The organism is Pristimantibacillus sp. Z349TD_6, from assembly GCF_056173205.1.
Genome location: NZ_CM149662.1, coordinates 4,597,050 through 4,623,366, shown reverse-complemented (window position 1 = coordinate 4,623,366; position 26,317 = coordinate 4,597,050). Strand labels below are relative to the sequence as shown.

At 40.8% G+C, this 26,317-nt stretch carries 26 protein-coding genes; 25 read left to right on the top strand and 1 reads right to left on the bottom strand.

The window, feature by feature from the left end; translation table 11 throughout:
- Positions 1 to 273: 273 nt before the first annotated feature.
- The gene (locus AC0VYE_RS20135) at positions 274 to 1,026 is read left to right on the top strand and encodes a class I SAM-dependent methyltransferase (RefSeq protein ID WP_475442718.1); all 753 of its coding nucleotides are present in this window, start codon (positions 274 to 276) and stop codon (positions 1,024 to 1,026) included.
- A gap of 53 nt (positions 1,027 to 1,079) precedes the next feature.
- Here the strand turns inward: AC0VYE_RS20135 and AC0VYE_RS20130 are convergent, their stop codons facing one another.
- Complete coding sequence (locus tag AC0VYE_RS20130) at positions 1,080 to 1,529, bottom strand: N-acetyltransferase family protein (RefSeq protein WP_475442717.1); 450 nt, start codon at positions 1,527 to 1,529, stop codon at positions 1,080 to 1,082.
- A 567-nt stretch (positions 1,530 to 2,096) separates the two neighbouring features.
- Here AC0VYE_RS20130 and AC0VYE_RS20125 point away from each other — a divergent pair.
- From AC0VYE_RS20125 to cntC, 24 genes are all read left to right on the top strand, one after another.
- Positions 2,097 to 2,321 (top strand): hypothetical protein, encoded by a 225-nt coding sequence (locus AC0VYE_RS20125; protein ID WP_475442716.1) that lies wholly within the window; start codon positions 2,097 to 2,099, stop codon positions 2,319 to 2,321.
- 25 nt (positions 2,322 to 2,346) lie between these two features.
- On the top strand, positions 2,347 to 3,294 hold the full coding sequence (locus AC0VYE_RS20120; RefSeq protein WP_475442715.1) for a glycoside hydrolase family 43 protein: 948 nt from the start codon (positions 2,347 to 2,349) through the stop codon (positions 3,292 to 3,294).
- Between the two features lie 36 nt (positions 3,295 to 3,330).
- Positions 3,331 to 4,161, top strand: coding sequence for a metallophosphoesterase family protein (locus tag AC0VYE_RS20115; protein WP_475442714.1), 831 nt, complete (start codon positions 3,331 to 3,333; stop codon positions 4,159 to 4,161).
- A 169-nt stretch (positions 4,162 to 4,330) separates the two neighbouring features.
- Positions 4,331 to 5,056 carry a glycerophosphodiester phosphodiesterase gene (locus tag AC0VYE_RS20110; protein ID WP_475442713.1) on the top strand — a complete coding sequence of 242 codons (726 nt, stop codon included), beginning with the start codon at positions 4,331 to 4,333 and terminating at the stop codon, positions 5,054 to 5,056.
- Between the two features lie 428 nt (positions 5,057 to 5,484).
- A complete protein-coding gene (locus tag AC0VYE_RS20105) occupies positions 5,485 to 6,054 on the top strand; it encodes a MarR family winged helix-turn-helix transcriptional regulator (protein ID WP_475449665.1) in 570 nt (189 codons plus the stop codon).
- A 105-nt stretch (positions 6,055 to 6,159) separates the two neighbouring features.
- Complete coding sequence (locus AC0VYE_RS20100) at positions 6,160 to 6,669, top strand: hypothetical protein (protein ID WP_475442712.1); 510 nt, start codon at positions 6,160 to 6,162, stop codon at positions 6,667 to 6,669.
- Positions 6,666 to 7,532, top strand: coding sequence for an SDR family oxidoreductase (locus tag AC0VYE_RS20095; RefSeq protein WP_475442711.1), 867 nt, complete (start codon positions 6,666 to 6,668; stop codon positions 7,530 to 7,532). Before AC0VYE_RS20100 ends, AC0VYE_RS20095 begins: the two co-directional genes overlap by 4 nt.
- Before the next feature lie 266 nt (positions 7,533 to 7,798).
- Positions 7,799 to 8,629 (top strand): helix-turn-helix domain-containing protein, encoded by an 831-nt coding sequence (locus tag AC0VYE_RS20090; protein WP_475442710.1) that lies wholly within the window; start codon positions 7,799 to 7,801, stop codon positions 8,627 to 8,629.
- Between the two features lie 320 nt (positions 8,630 to 8,949).
- Complete coding sequence (locus tag AC0VYE_RS20085; protein ID WP_475442709.1) at positions 8,950 to 10,257, top strand: NtaA/DmoA family FMN-dependent monooxygenase; 1,308 nt, start codon at positions 8,950 to 8,952, stop codon at positions 10,255 to 10,257.
- A gap of 56 nt (positions 10,258 to 10,313) precedes the next feature.
- Positions 10,314 to 11,321: an ABC transporter substrate-binding protein gene (locus AC0VYE_RS20080; RefSeq protein ID WP_475442708.1), complete on the top strand. Its 1,008-nt coding sequence runs from the start codon at positions 10,314 to 10,316 to the stop codon at positions 11,319 to 11,321.
- Between the two features lie 19 nt (positions 11,322 to 11,340).
- Entirely contained in the window at positions 11,341 to 12,345 is a 1,005-nt protein-coding gene (locus tag AC0VYE_RS20075) for a FecCD family ABC transporter permease (protein WP_475449663.1), read from the top strand.
- A complete protein-coding gene (locus AC0VYE_RS20070; protein WP_475442707.1) occupies positions 12,342 to 13,367 on the top strand; it encodes a FecCD family ABC transporter permease in 1,026 nt (341 codons plus the stop codon). Before AC0VYE_RS20075 ends, AC0VYE_RS20070 begins: the two co-directional genes overlap by 4 nt.
- A 19-nt stretch (positions 13,368 to 13,386) precedes the next feature.
- Positions 13,387 to 14,436: an NAD(P)/FAD-dependent oxidoreductase gene (locus AC0VYE_RS20065; protein ID WP_475442706.1), complete on the top strand. Its 1,050-nt coding sequence runs from the start codon at positions 13,387 to 13,389 to the stop codon at positions 14,434 to 14,436.
- Positions 14,437 to 14,613: 177 nt separating this feature from the next.
- Positions 14,614 to 15,507 (top strand): nicotianamine synthase family protein, encoded by an 894-nt coding sequence (locus AC0VYE_RS20060; RefSeq protein WP_475442705.1) that lies wholly within the window; start codon positions 14,614 to 14,616, stop codon positions 15,505 to 15,507.
- A 374-nt stretch (positions 15,508 to 15,881) separates the two neighbouring features.
- Positions 15,882 to 16,421, top strand: coding sequence for a GNAT family N-acetyltransferase (locus AC0VYE_RS20055; protein WP_076265504.1), 540 nt, complete (start codon positions 15,882 to 15,884; stop codon positions 16,419 to 16,421).
- Positions 16,422 to 16,694: 273 nt separating this feature from the next.
- Positions 16,695 to 17,582, top strand: a complete 888-nt coding sequence (locus tag AC0VYE_RS20050) for a LysR family transcriptional regulator (RefSeq protein WP_475442704.1) — start codon at positions 16,695 to 16,697, stop codon at positions 17,580 to 17,582.
- Between the two features lie 109 nt (positions 17,583 to 17,691).
- Positions 17,692 to 18,351, top strand: coding sequence for a type 1 glutamine amidotransferase domain-containing protein (locus AC0VYE_RS20045; protein WP_475442703.1), 660 nt, complete (start codon positions 17,692 to 17,694; stop codon positions 18,349 to 18,351).
- A gap of 35 nt (positions 18,352 to 18,386) precedes the next feature.
- Positions 18,387 to 19,286: an NAD-dependent epimerase/dehydratase family protein gene (locus tag AC0VYE_RS20040; RefSeq protein WP_475442702.1), complete on the top strand. Its 900-nt coding sequence runs from the start codon at positions 18,387 to 18,389 to the stop codon at positions 19,284 to 19,286.
- A 453-nt stretch (positions 19,287 to 19,739) separates the two neighbouring features.
- Positions 19,740 to 20,573 carry a histidine racemase CntK family protein gene (locus AC0VYE_RS20035; protein WP_475442701.1) on the top strand — a complete coding sequence of 278 codons (834 nt, stop codon included), beginning with the start codon at positions 19,740 to 19,742 and terminating at the stop codon, positions 20,571 to 20,573.
- A 26-nt stretch (positions 20,574 to 20,599) separates the two neighbouring features.
- Entirely contained in the window at positions 20,600 to 21,394 is a 795-nt protein-coding gene (locus AC0VYE_RS20030) for a class I SAM-dependent methyltransferase (protein WP_475442700.1), read from the top strand.
- Between the two features lie 30 nt (positions 21,395 to 21,424).
- Positions 21,425 to 22,729 (top strand): opine metallophore biosynthesis dehydrogenase, encoded by a 1,305-nt coding sequence (locus tag AC0VYE_RS20025; RefSeq protein WP_475442699.1) that lies wholly within the window; start codon positions 21,425 to 21,427, stop codon positions 22,727 to 22,729.
- Between the two features lie 44 nt (positions 22,730 to 22,773).
- Positions 22,774 to 24,390: a staphylopine-dependent metal ABC transporter substrate-binding lipoprotein gene (gene cntA / locus AC0VYE_RS20020; RefSeq protein WP_475442698.1), complete on the top strand. Its 1,617-nt coding sequence runs from the start codon at positions 22,774 to 22,776 to the stop codon at positions 24,388 to 24,390.
- A gap of 93 nt (positions 24,391 to 24,483) precedes the next feature.
- Positions 24,484 to 25,416, top strand: a complete 933-nt coding sequence (opp1B, locus tag AC0VYE_RS20015; RefSeq protein WP_475442697.1) for a nickel/cobalt ABC transporter permease — start codon at positions 24,484 to 24,486, stop codon at positions 25,414 to 25,416.
- Complete coding sequence (cntC, locus tag AC0VYE_RS20010) at positions 25,417 to 26,313, top strand: staphylopine uptake ABC transporter permease subunit CntC (protein WP_475442696.1); 897 nt, start codon at positions 25,417 to 25,419, stop codon at positions 26,311 to 26,313. It abuts the gene before it with no gap.
- Positions 26,314 to 26,317: the final 4 nt, after the last annotated feature.

The window sequence follows — 26,317 nt, the reverse complement described above, 5'->3', positions numbered from 1 at the left end:
TGATTCTATCACCACATTAATCTGACCGTTGGATAAAAGAAGTGGTCGTTCATTATCGATTTGTAAACTAAACATCTCTTGAGTGTTTTTGATTGCGAGCTGCGTTGCTTATGAAATCAGTAACTTTAAACGGCTGTGAAGCCGATTCAGGACGTCGACATCCTATATGCTAATGGTTCATATATGCCTTTATCATGAATGAATTATGATATAATAAACTGTAATCGGAGAGTGCACAAGTACGGTAAATGTATATTGGGGGAGGGCGCCCGAATGGACAAGAATGCAGTTTATAAAACAAACAGCTTCTATTGGGATACCAAAGGAAATGACTTTTTAGGGGCAATCGTGCTTCCCCTTTATGGAGCATTTGTGTCGGAAGAAAAATGCCAACTTTTTGGTGATGTCTCTGGAAAAAAGATTTTGGAAATAGGCTGTGGAAATGGACAATCCTTGCAGTATCAGGGGGAACGCAAAGCATCTGAACTGTGGGGTATGGATATATCAGAAAAACAAATTGAAAAGGCAATGCAGCATTTGACGTCATGCGGTCTTTCAGCAAAATTGATCTGTTCTCCCATGGAAGAAGAATGTGGCATACCAGAGGATTATTTTGACTATGTTTATTCGATTTATGCCATAGGCTGGACCACCGACCTTGAGGGTACTTTTTGCCGGATCGCATCTTACTTAAAAAAAGACGGCGTATTTATTTTCAGTTGGTCTCATCCTATACATAAATGTGTTGTTGCAGAAAATAACACACTTGCTTTTAATAAGTGTTATTTCGATGAATCCTGGTACTCGGTACCTCTTAATTTAGCCGGAGAAGGTATGTTAACATTGTCGGACCGTAAACTATCAACCTATGTGAATGCGTTGGCAAAAGCAGGATTTGTCATTGAGCAAATGATTGAGCAAACTGATGATGAAATAATGCAATCGCGGAACGATAAAAGCAGTGAATTTACAAAAAAAGCAAAGATGCTTCCTTTAACTTTTGTAATCAAGGCAAGAAAACTATAAGAGTTCAAGCTCAATGACCGGTAGGGTTTTTATTATGAAAGGGTTACAACCACTTAGCTTATGGAATAGTGAACCCAATCTTTTCCTTTAACAGCATTCATTTTTTCAAAAAAGATCTGAGCGCGTTTATTTTCAGAAGAAGTTATCCAAGTCATGGAAGCATAACCATGATTATGTGAGTAGTTTTGACATGCTGAAAAAAGCTGTGATTCTAGATCAGTATCTCTAAATTGTTCAATCACAAAGAGGTCGTTCATAACGGTGATTTTATCAGCTTTCATCGTGCTGAAAGTAAAGAATAATGTAGCAAAACCCACTAACTCTCCATTTTGCTCGGCTACAAACTGCACGCCATTTTGCTGGTCAAAAAGAGTTTGTATAAGATTATGAATTTTTTCGACAGGTGGTTTAGGATTTTGATAAAAACCGACGATGTATTCATACATTAACACGGTCAAATTGTGTAAATCATTAGGTTCAGCGTTTCGAATTAGAAATGACATTAGATAAGCTCCTTTTTTAAATGCATTTAATAATAATACAGTGAAAAGTATATTTATACAAACTTAATAATGGATGTTGAGAGTGACCAAAATTGAGCTAAATGGTTGTACATTATTATTTCAATAATAATAAGGTTATTTTGTTTGAGGTTCTAGAATGGCTGATGCTAAAAAATAAGAGGAGACACCTTGTCAGGTGTCTTTTTTGCATTCTCGGAATACAGGGAGGCTAGTAAGAGGTATTCACTGAAAATGGAAAATTTGCGAGGATTCCTTCTTTTAAGCTAACAGCTCATATTCTTTATTATAACTTATATATTATGTACTAAATTTAATATATAACTTTAAAAATATCCTAAGTATAATAAACACAAATATAAAGTCTTGGTATTAAAAAAATAGAAAAAGGAGGTATTACAAATAGAACTGCATATTGATATTCGGATTTTAGGGCATGTGGAGCAGAGGTTCAATTCCGCAGTAAAACAAAAAGGATGAGAGTTTCTTTGGACTTTTGAGAAAGCGTTTTCTATCCTAAGCATAATGAATCAGTATCATGTGAGCAGTATGATGGCAAAAAATGCTTTGATTACTGCGGATGTTGGAATGGAAAAAATAACCTACAATGCTTTGAACCAGTTATCTTTATTAAGCAAAGTAGAAATGATAACCTTTGACGAAATCGGTCTACCAGATGTTCATTTCATTAAACAAAATTATAAAGAAATGGGCAGACATGTTGTGCATTCTTTAATTTCTCAAATCAATGGAAAAAGTGTAGTCAAACTTTAAATAATACAGAAGAGTGGGGAATCGTATGAGCAAAACTTTTGTGAATCCATTACTAGTACATGGCGCGGATCCTTGGATGTATAAACACGTAGATGGAACCTATTATTTCATGGTTACAAGAAGGAATCGTCTAGATCTATGGAGATCAGACAATATTACGAATATCGCCAACGGTGACAAAAAAACAATCTGGATCCCGGAAGAGACCGGAATTAACAGTAATAATCTTTGGGCTCCTGAAATTCATTATATTAATAAAAAGTGGTATGTATATTATACGGCGAATGATGGGGGCGGGGACAGTACTCGTAAAATATTCGTCCTTGAGAATGAGGAAGATGACCCTTTTGAAGGAACCTGGACGGATAAAGGATTTATTAATACAGAATATGCAGGCTTGGACGGTACGGTATTCGAACATATGGGCCGTCTTTTTTTCCTATATGCGGGATATGGCCATTTTCCGGAGTATGGGTCTGCGATTTATATGGCAAAAATGATCAATCCTTGGTCAATAGAAGGAGAAAACGTCCTGCTAAGTGCACCAACGGACGCTTGGGAAATGCAAGGTGGTATGGCGATTAATGAGGGCCCTGTCATTTTGAAAAATAACGGGAAGATTTTTCTTGTGTTCTCGGCTAGCACTTGTTGGTCTGATGACTATTCACTAGGTTTGCTGACGTGCTCTGAACAGGATGATTTGATGAATCCAAAATCTTGGATAAAAACCGAAAGTCCAGTATTCCAAAAGAGCTTGGAAAACGAAGTGTTCGGGCCAGGGCATAATAGTTTTGTTAAGTCACCTGATGGCAAGGAGGATTGGATAATCTACCACGCTATTTCAGTATCAGGCGCAGGAAGTGCGCATCGAAGTACTAGAGCACAAAAATTCGGATGGGATGAACAGGGTAATCCCGATTTCGGAATTCCGGTCCCTATCGATCAGCGAATTAATGTGCCTTCTGGCGAATAATGAAATCGACTCAAATTTAGATAGGGGAGAGATAAAATGATGCGTTTGGCGCTATTTGGAGATTTGCATTTTTTTGAAAACAAATTTGTGCAAGGAAATGAAGAACTGTTAAGGGCTAAAGAATGTTTCTATGAAAAATATTTGCAAAAGCTATTCGAAATCGAGGCAGATTTACACATCTCCCTTGGCGATTTGACTCACTTGGGAACGGAGGAAGAATTTGAAAGCGTATATCAGTATATTCGTAGCTCCGGTGTGTCGTTTCGACAAGTACTAGGGAATCACGATGCATATGAATTACCTAAAACTAAACTTCAATCTTTGATTGATCAACCATTAAACGATGTATTTGAAACAAGTGATGCCTTGTTCGTGTTTGTTGATTCGACTAGAGAAATGGACCCGCAGGATTATAGCGGTCATCTTAATCCGGAACAATTGGAATGGTTGGAGGCACAAATGCTCGTTTCTCCATCTAAGCCAATCTTGGTATTTGCCCATCATCCCCTATATAACACGACAACTGGGTCACTGGATGAGAAGATGCATATTGATCCTACGATTGATATGCGAGCCGTATTACAAAAAAGACAAGGAAACTGTTTTTACTTCAACGGCCATAATCACGTACACTCCATTGTAAAGGAAGGACAATGGAACTTTATTCAAACTGCTGCAGGCTTGTGTCATCCTTCCATACGCATCGTGGAAATCGATAAGTCTGAAGTTCGCACCCGAATCGTAGCCATCGAGGATGAAGAATTAGTAAGAGCTGCGCAGGTTTTATATGAAAAATTACCTCTGTATCATCGGCCATTAAATGCATATGGGCAAAACGCAGATCGGGATCAAATCATGTTGTTTTAGTGGCACAAACTAAAAAGATCGCTCTGTAGTGGAGGCAATGAATGATGCTCTGGCAGGCGCGGATTCGAATCTGCCAGTTAAGAAATACTAGAATTTGCTTGCAGATTCTGCTGTTTATTTTATCAACCGGACGCCTATTCATAAATTCATAATAACGGAGGAAAAGACTTTGAAAATCAGAGGTGTAGCGCATAGGGGTTATCCGGTGAAATTGCCGGAAAACACATTATCTTCGTTTCAGGCGGCTATTAACTTGTCCTTTACCCACTTGGAGCTGGACGTCCATTTGTCTAAGGACGGTGTGCCCGTGCTGATGCATGATTTTGCCATTGACCGTATGACGGACGGGCAAGGTTTGATCCGCGATTATACGTTGGAGGAATTGAAAAGGTTCCGTGTGAAGGAAATAGAAACGATCCCGACGCTGGAGGAAGCGATGAAGTTGCTTAAGGGCAACATTTCTGTGCTTATCGAATTAAAGCAAACCGGAGACCGGTATCCGGGGCTGGAAGAAGCGGTGCTGGATGTTATTCGCCGTACGGATACATTGGACCAATCGCGGATTATCAGCTTCGACCATTTTTCCATAGCACGTACTAGAGAACTTGATCCTAATATTGAATTAGGAATGATTTGCGGTGGCAGTATGCCTTACGTTTTCCCGTTTATGAAGGAGATCCGCTGTACGTATCTCGGGGTGCATAAACAATTTATGACGCCAAAATATGCGGAGATGATTGCGGAGCACGGCATTGAATCCGGCCCTTGGCCGATTGATTCGATTGAGGATATGGAGTTAATCGCAAAAAATTATCCGACATCTCTGATCACAACTGACAATCTGGAGCTTTGGGCGGATTTTTACCGCAAACATCCCGAATTACATATTTCTTAATAAGTCATTTAGAAGTACATGAATAACAACTTTAACTGTGTAAAGGATAACCTTTTTGATGAAGGTTGTCTTTTTTTTTAGGATTAATAACTTGCACACGCTCTATTCACTGGTTCACTTTCATTCTTAAAAATTCACAGCCATTAAGGCTGTGGAATCTTAATTAATGTTGATTATTGAACAAGGGTTCCGTTCTAAGTAAATAGTTGCCTCTAACCTCTGCAGCCCAATTTGCAAAGACCTCTATCCTTAGTTGTTTTTGTATTGCTCAATTCTCACATCTCCAATGCCAAAGAATCATGATAATCAACGCTAGTCTATGCGCATTAGCCCATTTGTGTTACTGGACAATCACGAAGGGGAGAGGAGCGGAGATGACAGCGAAAAAAATTGTTGACCCAAAAGTGATTAGGTGCCATACTATATATATGACGAACGATAAAAAAGTATTGATGGATAGTAACGCTGTTCCTTCGCTTGTCCAAACGAAACGTCAGATTGAGCGCTACGGGTTGAACGTCGATGCGCAAGCTGTACTCGTCGCGTCTAGGCTGATGGCCGCTGGTGCCAAGCTTGAACATGCCGCGGAATTTCATTTTTCCAGATTCGGTTTGTCCACAGGCCGGTATCGTTTATTGGCGGATCTTGAAGATCACCAGGGTGAAGAGCTGCCCTCGCAATTAGCAGAGCATCTTGGCGTAACGCGTGCTACCGTCACGGGGCTTATAGACAATCTCGAACGGGACGGGTACATATCCCGCCGAACCAGTTCGGCGGATGGGCGTCAGAAATCAGTTGTTTTAACTGAGTATGGAGCAAGTAAGCTTCGCGACATGGCTTCAGAGCACTTCGAGAGACTGGAAGCGATGGTCCGCTTGCTTACGGTCGAGGAGCGCAGTGTCTTTCTCGATTTGTTAGGTCGGGTGACGCAAGGCATGTCGGCATTGACCGACGAGCCGGGAGCATCTAAGGAAAATGGTAGCATACAGAAAGGGTAAAACGGGCTAGTCATGCTAGCCCTTATTTACCGCCATATAGTTAGGCGCCTAATTATATGGCGATATAAACAGTTGGAGCAAATCATGGAAGAAAGGTGTGACAACATGAGCAATGTGAAGCATTCGCACAAAACTGATCCTGCTTATAGCCTTGCATCGAAGGGCTCCGAATTGAAAGGTTTTGTGCTATGGCGCGAAGTACTGATGGCCTATGTTTCGCCCGCCGTCATGGCAGGCATCGGGGGACTGATCACAGGCGACAAGAGCCTTCAGATTGCTGCGTTAACCACAATTGGAGGAACGTCTGCGCTGATTGCATGGCTATTGGGGCTTTGGCTGCGCAAATGGGGGAGAAGTATACGATGGGTTGTTAGACCGCCTCGTTTGCTAGTCGTTGTCATGTTCGCGATAATCTGCGCTTCGCTCGCCTTTTACGCCGCATGGTTGACGAACAAAATGCCGGATACAGTTCGTTTGATCGACTATTCGATTTGGTTTGATCGCATATGGATCGATTTTCCGTTATCCGGCACGATTGCAAGTACGATCATAACATGGCGTTGGCGCAAGGCGTTGGAAAAAAATGATACGTTAAACGGAGGAGATAGAAGATGATAGCGATTATTGGAGCAACAGGTACGATAGGGAGCGAACTTTTGAAACGTTTGGCTGATCTTGGAGTGCCCGCTCGGGCGCTTAGCAGGGAACCGGAGAAGCTGCGCAACCGGCTCGGAGATGCAGGTAAATCCACAATCGAGGTGGCAGGGGCAGATGCCGCCGATCCCGAATCGCTTCGCCGCGCGTTTGCCGGAGTGAAGCAGCTCTTCTTGACCATATCCAACAGCCCGAGACAGGTCGAGTTGGAAATGTCGATCATTCGCCTCGCTGCCGAAGCCGGAATCGAGCATATCGTTAAAATATCCAGTCCAGCCTTCGAAGAGCTCTCGCCCGTGGCAGTCGCCGGCTGGCATCGCGATATCGAGTCGTTTTTGGACGAATCCGGTATGACTCGCACGGTATTGCGTCCCTATGCGTTCATGCAAAATTTGCTGCGCCATGTTCCGACGATTACAGCTCAAGGTGCTTTCTTCGGCGTCATGGGCGATGCGCCTTGCAATTTCATCGATTGCCGGGATATAGCGGACGTTGCAGCAGAAGTTCTGACCAACCAGGAAGCCGCCGGACGTATTTATACGCTTACCGGACCCGAGATCTACAGCTATCCGCAGATCGCGGATAAGCTATCCGATTTGCTAGGCAAGACGATTCGCTACATAAATGTGGAGCCTCAAGCGATGCATCGCAATCTGACTGAGCAAGGGCGCATGCCCCCTTGGCTCGCAAACCACGTTGTAGAAATTCAGACGATGTCTACGTTGGTGCCGGAAAGGCCAACGGACGATGTCACGCGTTTGCTCGGCAGACAGCCCCGAACGCTGGACGGGTTTCTGCAAGAGAATGTGGAAATATTTCGGTAGACATCTGTAAATAGAGCGTTCTCCAAACCAAACCGTCTGAACCGGCTGTCACAGCCTTCAGGCGGTTTTTGTGATTAAAGTTATTCCAGGGAAAGGTTCTGCTTGAAATAGAAAAACCTCTTACGCCGCTCTATTGATGTAATCGATGCTGATAATATTATAAGGGCATCATTTATTGTCGAAGAAATATATGAGAGAATTATAAATACAACATTCTCGAAGTTTACATTAAAAACGACTTGATGCTAGGGAGCAGGTAGAGAACAATGATAAATCTAGATAAATTAGCAGAGATCTTTGCTGCTGGTACCTATGAAATAGAAGATGTCTATCGTTTAGTCATCCAGCCGAAAAGTATATTGCGTGAATTTACTACCGTTAGGCATGGGTTTCTTTTTATCATCCGTGGAGAAGGTAGATTATGTGTGAACGGAAAGGAATATCAATTACTTCCCGGATCAGTTTTTCATGCGGCTCCAGGTATGCAAATGACCTCCAAAGTTATAGGACAATCAGAGTTCGTGTATTATTCGCTTTTTTATAAAATAGATAAGTTAGATGATGTAAATTGGACTCATGAATGCGACTCTCATTTCAGGCTGGAACCGGGTGCAAATCCAAGAGTGATGGAATTACTAATCATGCTTCATCAGAATGTCCATGCATCTGGAGGGATTGAAAAACTTCGTGTCAAGGAGTTATTCTTAAGCATCTTACATCAAATTCTAATTGGTTGCAGGAATCGAGAGAATGCCAGTTCTCCTAGTAAAAGGGTAGTAGAGGAAGCCATTGCATACATTAACGGACATTATATGAATCCACTTGCACTCGACGAGTTAGCTGAACTGCATGCAATGAGTGCAAAAAGCTTCTCATACTTCTTTCACAAATATACCGGGTTCCGTCCAATCGACTATGTTATTAATTATCGTATGGAAAGAGCGAGTGACCTACTCAAAGCAGGCAATTTCTCCATCCACGATATTGCCGTTAGCGTAGGTTATACGAATCCTTTATATTTCAGCCGATTATTTAAAAAGAAATTTGGTGTGTCTCCATCAGCATACACACATAAATTAGATAATCATATATATTGATTTTCGGATATAGATTAAGCCTGCAACGGATGGTGATGAGCCTGAAGTGCAGGCTTTTTGTCATTTTTCCTCATTCTTTCCTTATAGTTCCCACTGCAGCCCTTTTTTGCTATCACTTCATCATTATTCATCCAGCATCAGTTTGGTTTAGACAATTATGCATATGGAATTTGTGATTTGTGTATTTGAAATTGGTTCAGTCCTTGCTAAACTATGTTTTGACAATGAGAATCATTATTAATTATTTGTTCTGAAGAGACTACATTTGATCGAAGTGTTGTCTCGAAGCAAATCTAATTCCATAAGAAAGGTTGGTAGAAATGACTGCAAATAAACAATTATTGATTGGATTGTCCTTGTCTGCAACTTGGATGAAAGGGGACAGTTGGCGGCGTGCAGATAGTGGAATAGAAAAAATGAATTCAATTGACTATTACATTGACTTGGCAAAGATGGCGGAGAAGTCAAAGCTCGATTTTCTGTTTAAGGCGGATTATCTTTATGTTAGCCCGCAGATGATCGGCGATTCTGCTAATTACGGAAGTCCTGACCCTACTATGATGTTTGCTGCAATTGCCCATGAGACGGAGAGGATCGGACTGGTTACAACGATTTCAACGACTTTTAATCCGCCTTATGTTGTTGCAAGGCAGCTTCAGTCGTTGCACTGGCTGAGCAATGGACGAGCCGGCTGGAATATTGTCACTTCTATTGAAGGTGCTGAAAACTTCGGCGATTCTCCAATGCCGTCACCGCAAGAAAGATATGCGAAGGCAGGGGAATTTACAGATGTCGTAAGGAAGCTCTGGGACAGTTTCCCGAGTGAAGCCATTGTTATTGACCGCGAATCAGGCGTATTTTCGGATAAGGATAAAGTGACCGCTATTCATCATAATGGTGATTTTTTCAGTGTAAAAGGACCGCTTACTCTACCTTCTCATGAATCTGGTTCCATTCCTTTGTTCCAAGCGGGCGCTTCAGATATTGGAAGAAATTTTGCCTCTTCCGTAGCCGATGCTATTTTTGCGGCAATGCCGGATATTGAATCGGGAATAGAACTGCGCAATGATCTGAGAAGAAGAGCCACTGAACATGGGCGTGATCCGAACGCCATCAAAGTTTTGCCTGGGTTATATTTTTTTCTGGCAGACTCTCGCGAAGAAGCGCTTGAATTGCATAAGGCTGCGCATGCACATTTAAGTATGGAGCGCAGACATGCCTCTCTCAAATCGGTGCTGGGTTTAGATGTAAGCGGTCTTCCATTGGATTCATGCGTAACTGCAGCTATGCTTCCTAATCCTAATCAGCCCGTCCGCAGTCGGACACATGCCGAGCTGCTGCGCCGGTTTATTACAAAGTATCAGCCTACAGTGAAAGAGGTATTGGCAAGACCGGAGGTTGTAGGATCTGCCCATTGGGTATCTGTTGGTACGGTGGAGGATGTGCTGAACGATATTATTGAGAGGTTTGAGGGTGGAGCTATTGATGGATTTATCGCCCTTCCAGGCGGTTCAGAAAAATCTATGAACATATTTTTTGAAAAGCTGATGCCGGAGTTGGTTGAAAGAGGTTTGTTTAAAAGTGAATATATGGGGTTCACTTTGCGTGAACATTTAGGGATTTCATAAGGCATTATCAATCATTAATACAGGAATACCATTTTCGGAAGGGGTTCAGGAGAAAAATGAATAAAAAGTTTATGTTAATTGGTTTATTTGCATTATTGCTTCTTGTTTTGAATGCATGTGGAGGAGATAAAAAGAATGAACAGGAATCACCTCCACCTGCGAATATCGAAAAAACGGCACAACCTAGTAAGGAAAATAAGGTGGAAAATACGGGCGAAAGCGATACAAGAACGATTGAGTATCTCGGTGAAAAATATGTTGTCCCACAACATGTAGAACGAATTGTGATTACCGGCGCGATGGAAGCAATGGAAGATGCGGTAGTACTTGACGTGCATCCTGTAGGGGCAATCTCGATCGGAGGAAAGTTCCCGGAGATGTTTGCTTCGGTAACAGGCCAATCGGAATCCATAGGTGAAAAGATACAGCCGAATTTTGAGAAGATATTACAATTGAAGCCAGACGTTATTTTAGGTTCAACCAAGTTTCAGGATGATGTGCTGGTAAAACTGCAAAAAATTGCTCCTACTATTTTAGTCTCGCACATTTCAACCAATTGGGAGTCCAATCTTAAGTTAATGGCAGAACTGACTGGCAAGCAAGCAGAGGCAGAAGCGGTATTGTCTAAATACCAAACAGATACGGAAGCCATCAAAGCATCGTTGAAGGAAAAGCTTCAAGGTAAAAAAGTAGCTGCTCTACGTATTCGCGGGGCACAAGTTTACGTTTATCCCAAAGATGTATTCCTTAATCCTGTCTTGTACACAGAAATTGGTCTAGAGGTTCCGGAGCAAGTGAGCTTAGCGAAAACGCAGGAAACGATCTCTGTCGAGCAGCTTGCAGAAATGAATCCGGATTATTTGTTCATGCAATTTTCTATGAGTGAAAATGAAGATGCGCAAAAGGCTTTTGAAGACTTGAAAAAGAATCCTATTATTCAAAATATTAATGCCTTTAAAAACAATCATGTATATGTCAATGTGGTGGACCCGCTTATGGAAGGAGGACCTGCTTACAGCCGCATTAAATTCCTAGAAAGTGTGCAGGAGCATCTGGATAAGTAATGGAATGGAGCAGAACGGAATGCGCTCGTTATTAAGCCGAAGAATTGTTCAGATTGTCCTATTTTTCATATTTATAAGTGTGACCATCGAAGTATCTATTACTTATGGTTCGAAATCTATTAGTTATGGAACAGTGTGGAACGCGCTCTTTCATTTCGATTCCGGAAATATGGATCACCTAATCGTTCAAACCTCGCGTTTCCCGCGTGTGGTTGGTGCACTGTTGATTGGCGCATTCATGGCGGTTTCAGGGGCTTTAATGCAGGGAATGACTAGAAACTATCTTGCCTCTCCTTCCATTATGGGGGTGGCTGATGGCTCGGTATTTCTCATAACATTATGTATGATTTTTTTACCGGGGGCTTCTTCTATGACCCTGATTATGTTCTCGTTGATCGGCTCAGCGCTTGGTGCCACTCTAGTTTTTTCAATAGCTAGATTGATGCCCAGCGGGATGTCGCCTTTATCTTTGGCTATTTTAGGAACAATTATAGGTACTTTCTTGAGTGGAATATCACAAGCGTTATCAACGTATTATCAAGTCTCGCAAAACATTAGCTTTTGGTATAACGCAAGATTGCACCAAATGGATCCGACGATTATAAAATGGTCGATACCATTTGCGATTGTTGGGCTGGTGCTTGCTTTTGTCGTCACTCGTTCCATTACGGCGATTTCTCTTGGGGATGATGTTGCACAAGGATTGGGCATTAATCTCATTGTTATGAAAGCTTTGACGATGTTAAGCGTAGTGATTTTAACAGGAATCTCGGTTGCTATGGCTGGGTCAATCGCTTTTATCGGATTAATTATCCCTCATATTACGAGAATTATTGTCGGGCAGGATTATAGAAAAATAATTCCTTTGACAGCCGTGTTGGGTGCTTTCTTTTTAGCCTGGTCTGATATCATCAGCCGCTTTCTAAATCATCCCTTTGAGACGCCAATTGGTGTAGTCACCGCCTTGTTTGGTGTTCCTTACTTTCTGTACTTAGTTAAGACGAGAGGGGGAAGGAGCACTTGAGTAAGCACGGTCAGCAAGCTCGATTTTTGTTTGTGTTGTTATCGGCTTTGGCACTTTCCATCGCGGTGATGTACATAAACTTAACGAATGGAACGTTTGATATCTCAGTAATGGATATTTTTAAGACAATACTTCGCGTTCAGACTGACAGAGATTACGACCTAGTCATTTTTGATTTTCGCCTGCCGCGGATTGTGATTGGAGCATTAGTTGGATTTGCGTTAGGAGTTGCTGGAGCTGTCCTTCAAGGGATTACAAGAAACCATCTGGCAGACCCGGGCATTCTTGGTATTCATTCAGCTGCTGGAATGGCGATTGTTCTGTTTATGTTTTTTATCCAAGGAACGGTGAGGGGCGCTGGCTGGCTTTCCGTTATGTCGATGCCGCTTATTGGTTGGTTTGGCGGTATGGCTGCGGCACTGCTATTATTGCTTTTTGCTCGGCATCGAGGTGTGCTTGATCCGCAAAGATTAATTTTAGTGGGAATTGCGTTAAGTTCTGGATTTGGAGCCGTCACGCTGTATATTTCGTTAAAGATGGATCCTAAAGATTTTGAAATGGCCACGGTTTGGTTAGCTGGCAGCATTTATAATGCAACTTGGATGCAAATTGTAGCGTTATTGCCTTGGATCATTATTCTAATTCCAATCGTTTGGTGGAGATCGCACACACTTAACTTATTGCATCTGGATGAGAATACCGTCTCTGGAATAGGTTTGAATAAAAATCGGGAAAGAATGATATTTCTTCTATGCTGTGTCGGGTTGGTGAGCGCATCTGTATCTGTATCAGGGAGTATTGGCTTTGTTGGCTTAATTGCTCCTCATATCGCTAGAAGGTTGGTTGGCCTTCGCTATAAATATGTTGTACCTATCTGCGGGGTAATTGGCATGTTGATGGTATTAGTTGGAGATTTTATCGGGAAGACGATTTTTTCGCCAGCTGAACTGCCTGCAGGAATTGTGATCTCTATTATCGGTGTACCTTATTTCGTTTATCTGCTATATAAAAAAAGACATTAATATGTGAGGCGATTGAACGATGCATGAAGAGGAATTGTTTGATGTAACGATTATTGGCGGCGGTCCAGCTGGTTTGTTTGCAGCATTTTATAGCGGCTTGCGAGAATTGAAAACGAAAATCATTGAATTTCAGCCCTTTCTTGGCGGGAAGGTGCATGTCTATCCGGAAAAAATGATCTGGGACGTTGGAGGATTAACGCCTGTTCCTGGCTCGCAGCTGATTGATCAAATGATCGCTCAAGGACTGACTTTTCAGCCGGAGGTAGTTCTTGGGGAAAAGGTCACGTCGATTGCCAAAGATGAAGGGGGTCATTTCGTTATCCACACGGCCTCTAACCAGACGCATTGCTCTAAGACAGTGATTTTGGCTATTGGTGGAGGAATTCTGAAGCCGATCAAATTGGAAATCGAGGGTGCAGAACGATTCGAGGTCACGAATCTGCATTATACTGTCAAATCGCTAGAGCGTTTTAAAGGAAAGACGGTTCTTATATCAGGCGGAGGTAATGCTGCCATTGACTGGGCGAACGAGTTGGCGCCGATTGCCAAGCAGGTGTATTTGATCTATCGGAAAGATACGCTAAAAGGGCATGAAGCCGAAATATCGCGTCTTGAGAACAGCTCCGTCGAGTGTTTGCTAAACACATCGATTGAAAAGCTAATCGCCGCCGCAGATCATGAAAGGATCGAGACCGTCGTGCTGAATTGGAATGAGCATGGTGAGTTGCTTGAACTGGAAGTAGATGAGGTAATCATCAACTACGGTTATGAGCGAGATAAGGAATTGCTTGCGAACAGCGATGTTAAAATTGAGCTCCATGAACATTGGATTTCTGGATCTCCGATGAGCGAAACATCGATGCCAGGCATCTATGCAGCAGGCGATATTTTACACCATGATGGAAAGCTGCATCTCATTGCGGGGGCGTTCCAGGACGCTGCGAACGCAGTTAATAAAGCGAAGCAATACGTGACTCCGGATGCAAACGCGAATGGAATGGTATCCTCGCACAATGACCTGTTTAGGAAAAAAAACCGTGAACTGATGAAGAGCTTATATACGAAATAAAAGTCATTTTGTGAAGTGTATTTGGTTCATAGTAAGTATTTGAGTGAGTAGGGGACGCGAACATTCGCGTCCCCTTACTTTATTCCATCCACATTCCTATATTCGTATACAAACTTGACCATATGAATATATTTTGTAGTAAGAAATTGGATCGAGAATGAAGGAGGAAATGGGTAAATGGAGGTTTATTCATCTGGTTCTATTTTACTTACAGGCAACACAACAAGAATACAAATGGTTGACGGCTTTATCGCTTTCATCCGTGAAGTAAATGAACTTCTACAAAAAGAAGTTGATCTGTCTCCTGATAATCAATTAGTTACGAACATGATTAGACGCCTTTCACTTCAATTACGTTCCCACTACTTACCGGAGGAGGTACAGGCCGTTCTTAGCAACGAATATATTCGAATGAACCAACGAAATTTGCAGGATAAGTTGTCAGAAGCCGAATTTTTAGTAGAGTTAGGCGATTCTCTTCACATCAGCAAATCAGAGGATTCTGTCTTGGATAACGTTCGTAGGCTGTCTTACTGGAACATTTATATGGCCTTAGTTAGTGAGGAGCTGTCCACTCTTCGCAGGATTACTCGAGCGGATGATCAGAAAGAAAAGTCGCGTATTGTCTTTGTTGGAAGTGGGCCGATGCCGCTAAGTCCTATTATTTTGCATCTAATCGGGGATGTTGAGGTTCTCTGCCTAGAAATTGATCCTGTGGCCTATGATGCATCATGTTTTTTGCTCGAGCGAATGGGAATAGGGAATAAAGTGACTGTTGTATTAGAGAATGGATCAGATTTTGATTATAGCTCTTATAGTAGAGTATTCGTGGCTAGTCTCGTTAGAGATAAGCTTGGCGTGCTGAATCAAATTAAACGTACATCCCCAGATTCTCTAGTAGCTGTTCGAACAGCTGAGGGAATGAAGCGAATCATGTATGAAGCGGTTGATGAATCGCAGTTGAAAAAGCAAGGGTGGCGGATTCTGACGCGAACTTGGCCTGAAGAAACGCTAGTCATTAATTCGACCTTGTTTCTTGAAAGAATGACTACTCCTGCCATACCTGGTTGACATCGTATCGTGTACATAACGTCAAAGCAATTGACATTATTGGCGAAGATTTTGAGGATCTGATTTGCATGAGGAGTTTGGGATAAGTCGAGCAGTCTATACTTTTACAGACTTTTTGAGTGTGAGCCACCCTTCGAGGTGGCTATTTTTATTGCTCATTTAGTGACCTATCGGCTAAAGGCTACGCTATAGATGAGGGATGGTGGACAAGCTGATACGATCAGCTCACATTATTCTCTGCCGCAGTTAAAGCGTAAGTAATTTATTCGCTGAATTTACATAAAGACCATATAGAATTAATTAAAACATCGAAGTTCTTTTATATACTTTAATGGTTAGAAATAGCGAAATAAAAGGACTAGGTGGTAGATTTAATGTTAAAAAAACGTGATTTGCAGGAATGCCATTCACTGTATGACTTAATGATGGATCCTGCGGTTTTTCCTTACGTTCGTTATAATTGCCAATTTTATGAACAATTTTTATTCATAACCAAACAGTTGATCGTTGAAGAAGAACAGGAGACATGTATTTCTAGAACAATAATAAATGAGAATGGACATCCCATTGGTATCATTGATTTATATGATATTGTTAATAAAACAGGCTTCTTAGCCACATGGATTGGAACTCCTTATTTTGGAAAAGGTTATAACCAACGAGCGAAGGAATCTTTTTTTACTGAACTATTTCTTGAGCATAATATCGAAACGGTATTTTTGAAAGTCCGTAAACAAAATATTCGATCAAGGAAGGCGATAGAAAAACTACCGTATGCCAAATTAGCAAATGATATAAACCATCAAATATATAAATCGATAAATAAAGCGCAACAGATCTATGATTTATATAAAGTGGAGCGGTTAGACTTTTTAGATTGCAATAAAGTCATGCAACATGATATTGCTACGTAACAAATATTGAAAAATGTATTCAAGAATGATTTTGGACCGTATTTTGTACGACGAAAAGTTTCACTAAAAGCAACAAAAAGAACCTTCTAAGCGATTGCTGGAAGGTTTTTCTTCTGTGTAATTGTTTTATTTGACTAAACCGGCTCTGTACTACTTTTATTGATATTAACAATATTTTAAAGAACTGCATTCCCATGTGTTTTAAATGCATGTTCCCACTGGCAAGGTGTGATAATATAGTGTTATTTATGTTAGTACAAAGGTGGATTCTGCATGGTTGATTTTGAATGGTATAGAAGCTTTTGCACGATTTATAAGCATCAATCCGTTTCCGAAGCAGCAAAAACTCGAATGATGACGCAGCCGGCCATGAGTCAGCACTTAGCTGCTTTGGAAGCGGAGGTTGGAGAAACTTTATTTGTTCGATCGACTAGAAAAATCACCCCGACAGAGCGGGGGAAGGAGCTGTATTCCCAGCTCGCTCCGCTCATTGAATCGTTAGAGAATACGACGATGAACTTTAAATCAACTTCTTTGCCTACGCTGAGCGTAATTAAAATCGGAGCGGCGCATGAGTTTTTTAGTGAAAAAATACTGCCCCAGCTTCCTAACTACAATGTTTGTACCATTTCGCATTTTGGAACTGCTGAGCAATTGCTGGAGCTGCTGAAGGAAGATAAGCTAGATATCCTCATTATGTCCAAAAGGTTTCAAACGCCTGGTATCGAGTATTTGAAATTGATGGATGAGGAGTTTGTTATCGTCGCTCCAAGCGATTATGAAATTGTTGCATTCGATAATTTGAAGTTTGAAGAGCAATGGCTCTCAGAACAGAAATGGATCAGTTATGGCTTGGAACTGCCAATCATAAGAAGAATTTGGAGAGAGCATTTTAAGATGCGTCCTCAAATTAGACCTATTCATGTCATTCCTAATTTACATATGATCCTGAATGCGGTTGAGCTTGGAATGGGCTTAAGTGTCATCCCTACATACCTCTTGCAAGATTCGTTAACAGCAGATAAAACAAAAGTTATTTTTAAACATTTAAAAGTAAAAAACGAGCTATATTTCGCTTATCAGTTAAAGAATAAGCATTTGCCTCTGATTAATGAAATCATGTCAGCCCTTAAGGAAAATATGAAAGATCAGCCCGTTTAATTTATAAAAATAATTATTAATGAACAGTTATTTCGTAATTTGTTTTATATATGAACTGAGCCTTAAAATAAAGAAGCAGCAAAATAAAAAATAACGGAGGCTAAAAATCATGTCAAAAGAAGTGCTGATCGTTGTCACGAACCATTCCGATATTCATGAAGGAAAAAAGACCGGCATATGGCTTTCAGAGTTTGCCGAAGCATATATGGAGTTTACGGCTCAAGGATATAAAGTAACGGTCGCAAGCCCGCTTGGAGGAAAAGGCCCAATTGATCCTGGTAGTGTTGATGCTAACACACCGCAAGAAATTTTGGATGCAAAGAAATATTTGGAGAACACTATAAAACTGGATGAAGTATCCACTGAAGGGTTCGATGCTATATTTTTGCCTGGCGGTCATGGAACGATGTACGATCTACCGCATGACGAAAACCTGAAGAGGCTGGTACGTGATTTTTATGAACTAAATAAAATTGTGGCTGCTGTATGTCACGGTCCTGCGGGGCTGGTTGGTGTAACTTTGACGAATGGACAACCGCTTGTAGCGGGTAAAAGAGTCAACGCATTTACAGATCGGGAGGAAGCCCAAACGACGCTGGACAAACATCTGCCTTTTTTGCTGGAGAGCAAGCTTCGTGATCTGGGAGCAATATTCGTAGCAGCACCGAACTGGTCTACTCATTACGAAGTGGACGGCAACCTAATTACAGGCCAAAACCCGCAATCTACGCTTGCTGTAACGAAAGCCGTTATTGAAAAGTTATCTTAATTTAAGTGATACAACGTGATTGAGGAGGGATAGTTATGAAAGTGTTTGTTACAGGAGCTTCAGGCTATATTGGTGGATCGGTGGCCAAAGCTTTGCTTGAAACGGGGCATACCGTCTACGGTCTGGTTCGTAATCCCGATAAGGTAGAAGCATTAAGGGAAATCGGTATAGAGCCTATACTCGGAACGTTGGATGATACAGATACTTTAACGAAGTATGCCAAACTCAGCGACGCGGTTATTCATACAGCCGATTCTGATCATTTAGTGGCAGTTGAGACTTTTATTTCTGCGCTGCGCGGAAGTGGGAAACCATTTTTGCATACTTCGGGTTCAAGTGTGGTTGGGGATGATGCCCGCGGCGATACAGCGAGCGAACATATTTTTGACGAGGAAACGCCGTTTGTTCCTATGGATATTAGGGAAAATCGCGTAGCGATCAACAACCTTGTGCGCAGGTCTGGGATTGAGGATTGGGTGAGAGGCATCGTGATTGTCCCGTCGATGATCTATGGTGATGCATTAGCATTGCCTGTGGAAAGCGATCAATTGCCGCAAATAATTCGCAAGTCGCGTGAGCTGAAAGGTGGCGTTCACGTTGGTAAAGGCGTAAACCGCTGGTCCAATGTACACATCAAGGATTTGGTTCAGCTGTATGTGTTGGCACTTGAAAAAGCACCTTCCGCATCGTATTTCTTTGCCGAAAATGGGGAGGAATCGTACGGGGACATTGCCAAATCGGTCAGTGAGGCGCTAGGCTATGGCGGCAAGACGATAAGCTGGTCCGCAGACGAGGCAATTGCAGAGCTTGGGGATTGGGCGCGTTTTGCCATCGCTTCGAACAGCCGTGTACGTGCGGCTCACGCAAGAAATTTACTTGGATGGGTCCCCAAGGAAGAGTCACTGCTTAGCTGGATAAAAAACAATTTACAATAGTAACTCAGTAGAGAGTTTTAAGAGCAGGAACAAGAGAAGAGCTCCCGTTAATCAGAACACTACACTTCCATCCATTCGAGGACAGAAGAAAAAGGTTAATGGGAGGGAATTGTTCCATTGTTGTTGGATTTAAAGCTGGAAGCGGGAATGGAAAATATTCTTTTGCACTCTTTTGATGGTAAGCCACCTTTTTAGGTGGCTTTTTCTTTTTGAAAAACATAAAATTCTGCGCAACCGCTGTTTAGTAGCGTCAAATAGTATTGAAAAACCAAAAAAAACCAAAATCAATATTGACACGGTTCAACATCATGCTATAATCAATCCTGTGAGTGATAATCGTAATCATTACATTTAAATTGATCGTATATCGTAATCATTACATTTTATGCTTTGGGAAACTCTACATATTAAAAGGAATACCAATAAAAAATCGGAGGGTTGAGGGTAGTTGTGATGAAACAGGAAATAGATTTTATTAAGTTTAATCCAACACAAAATATGACGATTTTAGTTAAATCGAATCATCCTATTGAGGAGTATAAGCATATTGCGACTAAAATGATGTCCTATGACAACGTGAATGCAGAGCAAGTAGGTTTTATCGAAAAATCAAATAAAAAAGAAGCGGATGCACATTTGATTATGGCTGGAGGTGAGTTTTGCGGGAATGCTTGCATGTCATTGGCAGCTTTTATTGCATCAGAAAAAGGGTTGGATCAGCATGCCTTGGCGGAAATACGATTAGAGGTATCAGGAACAGATAAATTAATCATGTGCCAGGTAAGAGAAATGGCAGATGAATATTTATGTCAAGTTGCTATGCCTGTTCCTAACATGATAGAACAGAGAACGATTAAACATGACGGTTGCGATCTAAATGTTATTCTAGTGAGTTACCAGAAGTTTACTCATATTGTGATAGAAGTAGAGCAATTTGATAAATGGAATAGAGATAAAGCGCAAAAATTAGCTAAATTATTTGGATCAACTTTAGAAGCAAACTTGGTTGGTATTTTATTGTATAAATCACAATCTGCTGAATTAGCTCCGCTGATTTATGTTCCGCATCTAGACAGTATGATCTGGGAAAGGGGATGCGGTTCAGGTACTGCTTCATTGGGCGCTTATCTAGCATGGAAAAATAAGAGAGGAGTTGTTGCACAAATAAAACAACCCGGTGGCACGATTAAAGTAATGGCAGATTGTTATAAAGAAGTACTTGTTAGTCTTAAAATTGAAGGATCTGTTGGAATTGTTGCGCAAGGCAAAGCTTTTATAGGAGTGTAGTGAATCTTTTTAGCAGGGGGAAAAGAATGAATAAGGTGGAGAGTTTTCAAAATAAATTGATTGAATTTTCAGATGAATTCGATCGTTTAGCAGGTCGATATGACCATACGATTAACAATAGCTTGGAGATGGAAATTTTAATAGATGAATATTCGAAATTCGTAACAAACAGCAGAAACCATGAAGCTTGGGATCTACTTGGACATCATGAATCCAATGATAATCTTCAACTTGTGGTGGATTTGAGAAGAAAATCAGCATTTTGCGTTGCGATTATGGAAAAATATCGTGCATTAAAGCTTCAAGAAGGAAGTGCTGAGATAACCGATTATTTCAAAAACATAGAATCGTGCATTGAAGAAGAATTTGGGAGCTTCCAACTATCCACGAATTCAAAAGTGTTATTAATAGGCTCAGGTGCATTTCCGATGACACCTATTTTGATTGCGAAGCGCACTGGAGCGGAGGTCGTTGGCTTAGATATTGATGATGAAGCTATTGAACTTGGAAGGAGCGTTGTGGAGAAACTTAGCAGTGGCTTGAATATTCGATTAGAGAATAGGCTGGTGGAAAATCTTGACTTTACGAAAGAGGCGACCCATATCATTTTTAGCTCAACCGTTGAAAATAAATATGACATATTGGATCAACTATATTCATTGACCAATAAGCATGTCGTTGTGGCAATGAGATATGGAGAACAAATAAAATCATTATTCAATTTTCCATTGAAAGAGGTGAATGCTCAAAAATGGAAGTTGGTTGAACAGGTAAGGCGTCTAGATCATTTGTTTGATATTGCATTGTACCAAAAAGCATAGTGTGCATTTTTGACGGGAAGGATGACCTTTATGAGTGATTTCAAACATGTTTTGCTGTTAGGCACGGGACCAGCTACGATTCAACTCGCTGTGAATCTAAAAAAATGTTGGGATTGCCGTATAGCGATTGTAGGGAGAGAATCCGTACGTTCTGAGTCATTTTTTGATTCGCTTAAACAGAGCAAGCAACTTATACGTGTAAGCATTCAGAATGAGAAGCATCGTGCTATGGAGGGTGAATGTTTTGTTGATCACGTATTTAAAGGATACGAAACGATTACAGGTGAATGGGATACCCTTATATTTGCTGTCACAACGGATGCCTATATCGAAGTGTTGAAACAAATTGATCCTAAGCTTCTAAGGAAAGTAAAGTGTATGCTATTAATTTCACCGACGTTAGGCTCGAATAGTTTAATTCGTCATTATATGAATGATTATAATCCGAGTACGGAAGTTATTAGTTTTTCCACCTACTTTGGTGACACAAGATGGATGGACGGTAGACCCACAAATCATGTTCTAACGACAGCGGTCAAGAAAAAAGTTTTTATAGGCTCTACAAAGTACCCATCTACTAATGTTGAAGAACTTTGTAAAGCATACAAACAATTAGGTATTGCGATAGACATCATGGAATCGCCGATTGAAGCAGAAACAAGAAATATTTCGTTATACGTTCATCCGCCGCTCTTTATGAATGACGTTTCTTTAAGCACTATATTCGGGGATCAAGAAACCGTAAAGTATGTTTATAAAATTTATCCTGAAGGGCCAATTACACCATTACTCATTCGTGAGATGTTGGCCCATTGGAAAGAAATTATGAATATTATTAATAAGTTACATCTAAAAGGTATTAATTTACTTAAATTTATGACGGATGACAATTATCCGGTAAGACTCGAAAGTTTATCACGTCACGATATAGATAATTTCCCCACGTTCGAAACGATTCATCAAGAGTATTTGTTGTATATCCGTTATACCTCGCTATTGATTGATCCTTTTTCTGAACCAGATAAGGATGGGAAATATTTCGACTTTTCTGCAGTCCCTATCAGAAAGATGTTCATCAATAGGGAAGGTGATTTGGATATTCCAAGAATGCCGAATGAGGATTATTATCGTCTGAAAATCATTCAGGGAATTGCAAAATTTATAGATTCGAGCTGCCCTACCATCGATAAATTCATACATACCTATGAGAATAAATTGGAAGAAGTTGCCGAGTCCCATAAGGAAATTAGGTTATCTGCTGCATTTGCTGTTCAAAGCTTTGAAGAGGACTTGAACAGAATTTGCAATGAAATTGGGAAATATTTAAAAGCGTAAATGTTGATAGCATAATGAACTTATATATTTTAGGAGGCAATATTGTGAAAAAAGGATATTTTCTTGTTGTAGTTTTAGCCATGCTGATGCTTTTAATTGTGGTGGCAGGCTGCAGCGGCGCCAAAGATGCGAAATCGGATTCAACGAATAAAGAAAAGAAAACAGAACTCGTGTATGCATCTGCCAAAGACATTAATGATATGAATCCGCATCTGTATGCAGGTTCAATGCCAGCACAAGGATTGGTGTACGAATCTTTAGTCGAAAACACAAAGGAGGGAATCATGCCTTTACTGGCTGAATCATGGGAAATTTCTAAAGATGGCAAAATATATACCTTTCATTTGAGGAAAGATGTGAAGTTTCATGATGGTGAACCTTTTAACGCAGAGGCTGTAAAGCAAAATATTGAAGCGGTACAACATAATAAAGAAAAGCATACTTGGATCAAGCTGTCGACAAAAATAGTAAGCGTTAAAGCGCTAGATGAATATACAGTTGAACTCACACTTTCTGACTCCTATTATCCAACCTTAGTTGAATTATCCATGACTAGGCCGTACGTATTCATCTCCCCTAAAAACTTTATTGATGGAGAAACGAAAAATGGCGTTAACGGCTACAACGGTACAGGACCATATAAGCTTACGGACCATAAAACCGATGAGTATGCTTCGTTTGAAGCAAATGACGCATACTGGGACGGCGTACCTGAAATTAAAAAAATTACTTCTAAAGTTCTCCCAGCTGGAGAGACGACATTCCTAGCTTTGCAAAAGGGTGAAGTGAATTTTGTATTCACTGACGATCGTGGTGCAGACAGTATCGATGTTGAAGCGATGGAACAACTAATCGAAACAGGCAACTATCAGCTTATTAGAAGTGAAGCGATGAACACAAAAATGATCGTGGCCAATAGCAGCAAATCCGATCATCCCGTAAGTGAAAAAGCTGTTCGTGAAGCCATCTGGCACTCTATTGATAGAGATACGATTAGTAAGGATATTTTTAACGGGACTGAATCAGCAGCCCATTCCCTATTTTCAGCTAACGTCAATTATGCGAATGTCGATTTGAAGAAACGAGACTATGATTTGGAAGCAGCGAAGCAGCTATTGGAAGGTGCAGGATGGAAACTGGAGAAAGGCGCTGCTGCTAGAGTGAAGGAAAACAAAACATTAGCAATCCAATTATATTATGACAGCAATTCTTCTTCCCAAAAAACGCAGGCTGAATTTATTCAAAGCTCTTTGAAGGAGATAGGTGTTCAATTGGAGATTATCGGTGAGGAATCAACCTCAATCGCCAAGAGAAGATCAACCGGTGATTATGATTTATTATTCAATCAAACATGGGGACTAGCATATGATCCGCAAAGCACTATCTCTGCTTTTACTTCTGAAAATGCTTATTTGCATACAACAAGCGGAATTGCGAAAGCAAGTGAGCTTTACAAGAAAATTGATGAGGTCTTGGTATCCACGGATGAGGCTGCACGGCAATCGTTATATGCTGATATTATGAAAGTCGTTCATGACGAAGCTGTCTTTATTCCAATCTCGAATGGCAGTGTTACTATCGTGGCGCCAAAAGAGCTAAAAGATATCTCGTTTAAACAAACACAATTTGAACTGCCATTCGAGCGAATGAGCTTTGAGTAGAACTCAAAAATGAAAAGGGGGGATTTCTCCCTTTTTTATTTTGAGTAAAGAAGGAAATTAACTTGATATTTTCTATGGAAAGGAGATTTTTATATGGCAAGATACATCATTAGAAGGCTATTATTAACAATCCCTCTTCTTTTAATTATTTCGTTTATAACGTTTGTATTAATTAATCTATCCCCACAAGACCCGGCAGAATTGGTATTGCAAGCGCAAGGCATACCTAATATAACAGATGATTTAATTGCTCAAACGAAAGAAGAACTTGGCTTGAACCAGCCATTTATCATTCGCTATATGCATTGGGTCGTTGCCTGCATGCAACTAGACTTTGGAGATTCGTATGTCACAGGAAAACCGATTTGGTCATTGGTAGGTCCAGCTTTACTGAATACGTTAAAGCTAACGCTAGTTTCATCTATTGTTGTTATTGTTTTGTCGATCCTATTGGGGGTGGTTAGTGCAATAAATGAAGGGAAAATGATAGATAAATCAGTAAGGGGCATCTCATTTTTATTAACATCCATGCCGTCATACTGGCTTGCAGCTATTTTAATTTGGTATATATCCGTTAAATTGGATTTGCTGCCTACGAGCGGAATGGATTCGTATAAAAGCTATATTTTGCCGGTCACTGTGATTGCGATAAGTTATGCGGGGATTTATTTTCGAAACGTCAGAAGCTCGATGATAAGCAATCTAAATGAAGACTATGTTCTATATGGCAGGGCATCCGGCTTGTCGGAGAAAAAAATTACGATGCATATATTAAGAAATTCCTTGCAGGTTGCCATTTCGATATTCGGTATGGCTATCCCGATTATATTAGGAGGCACCGTCGTTATTGAAAATGTTTTTGCATGGCCAGGATTAGGAAGTTTAAGTATACGATCGATTCTAAGCAGAGATTTCCCTGTGATTCAAGCCTATGTTCTCATATTGGCAGTCGCATTTGTATTGTTTAATACCGTTTCAGACATCGTAAATGCCGCTTTGAATCCTAAAATGAGGAAGGAGATCTAGATGAAACGATTAAAAAACATAAGCAAAGATAAAATAGGCAGCTTATCCTTAATCGTTATTGCAGCAACGCTTATTGTCGGATTATTTCCTTCTTTTTTTGCCCCGCACGATCCTAACGAAGTCAAGATGAGCGTAAGATATGCGACCTCGTCCTGGGAATACCTGCTCGGGAACGATCACTTGGGGAGATGTATTCTATCCCGATTAATTTATGGGATTCGTCCCAGTGTCTTGTGGGTATTGGCTGCATTAGCGATATCGATAGGGATAGGCGCTTTATTAGGTTTTATCGCGGGCTACTTTAGAGGAAAAGTAGATGCCTTTATTATGCGAATTTGTGATATCATGCTTTCTTTCCCGCTATACGTTATGACATTGGCGATAGTCGGCATTCTAGGCGTAGGTCTTGAAAACATTTTGATAGCGTTTGTAGTCATGAAATGGGCATGGTTTGCTCGGGTAATCAGAACGTCTGTGATGCAGTATTCCGAACTTAATTATGTCAAATTTTCCAAAGCATCTGGCATCAGCAATGCGAAAATTATTTATAAGCACATGATTCCGGTTACATTTGCGGACATAACAGTCATTTCGAGCAGCGCGATTGGTTCGATGATTTTGCAAATATCAGGGTTTTCGTTTCTAGGATTAGGCATTCAAGCGCCCAACGCGGAATGGGGAATGATGCTGAATGAAGCAAGGGAAGTTATGTTTACAAGACCTGAGCTCATGTTAGCCCCAGGCATAGCTATTATTATTATCGTTTCGGCATTTAATTTCTTGTCGGATGCCCTTCAGGTTGCACTCAATCCTCAGTTAATGACCTCTAATGCTAAGCTTCAAGAGAAACGAATCGTGACTAAAAACAGATTTCGCGAAAAAGAGGTGACAGATTAACGCC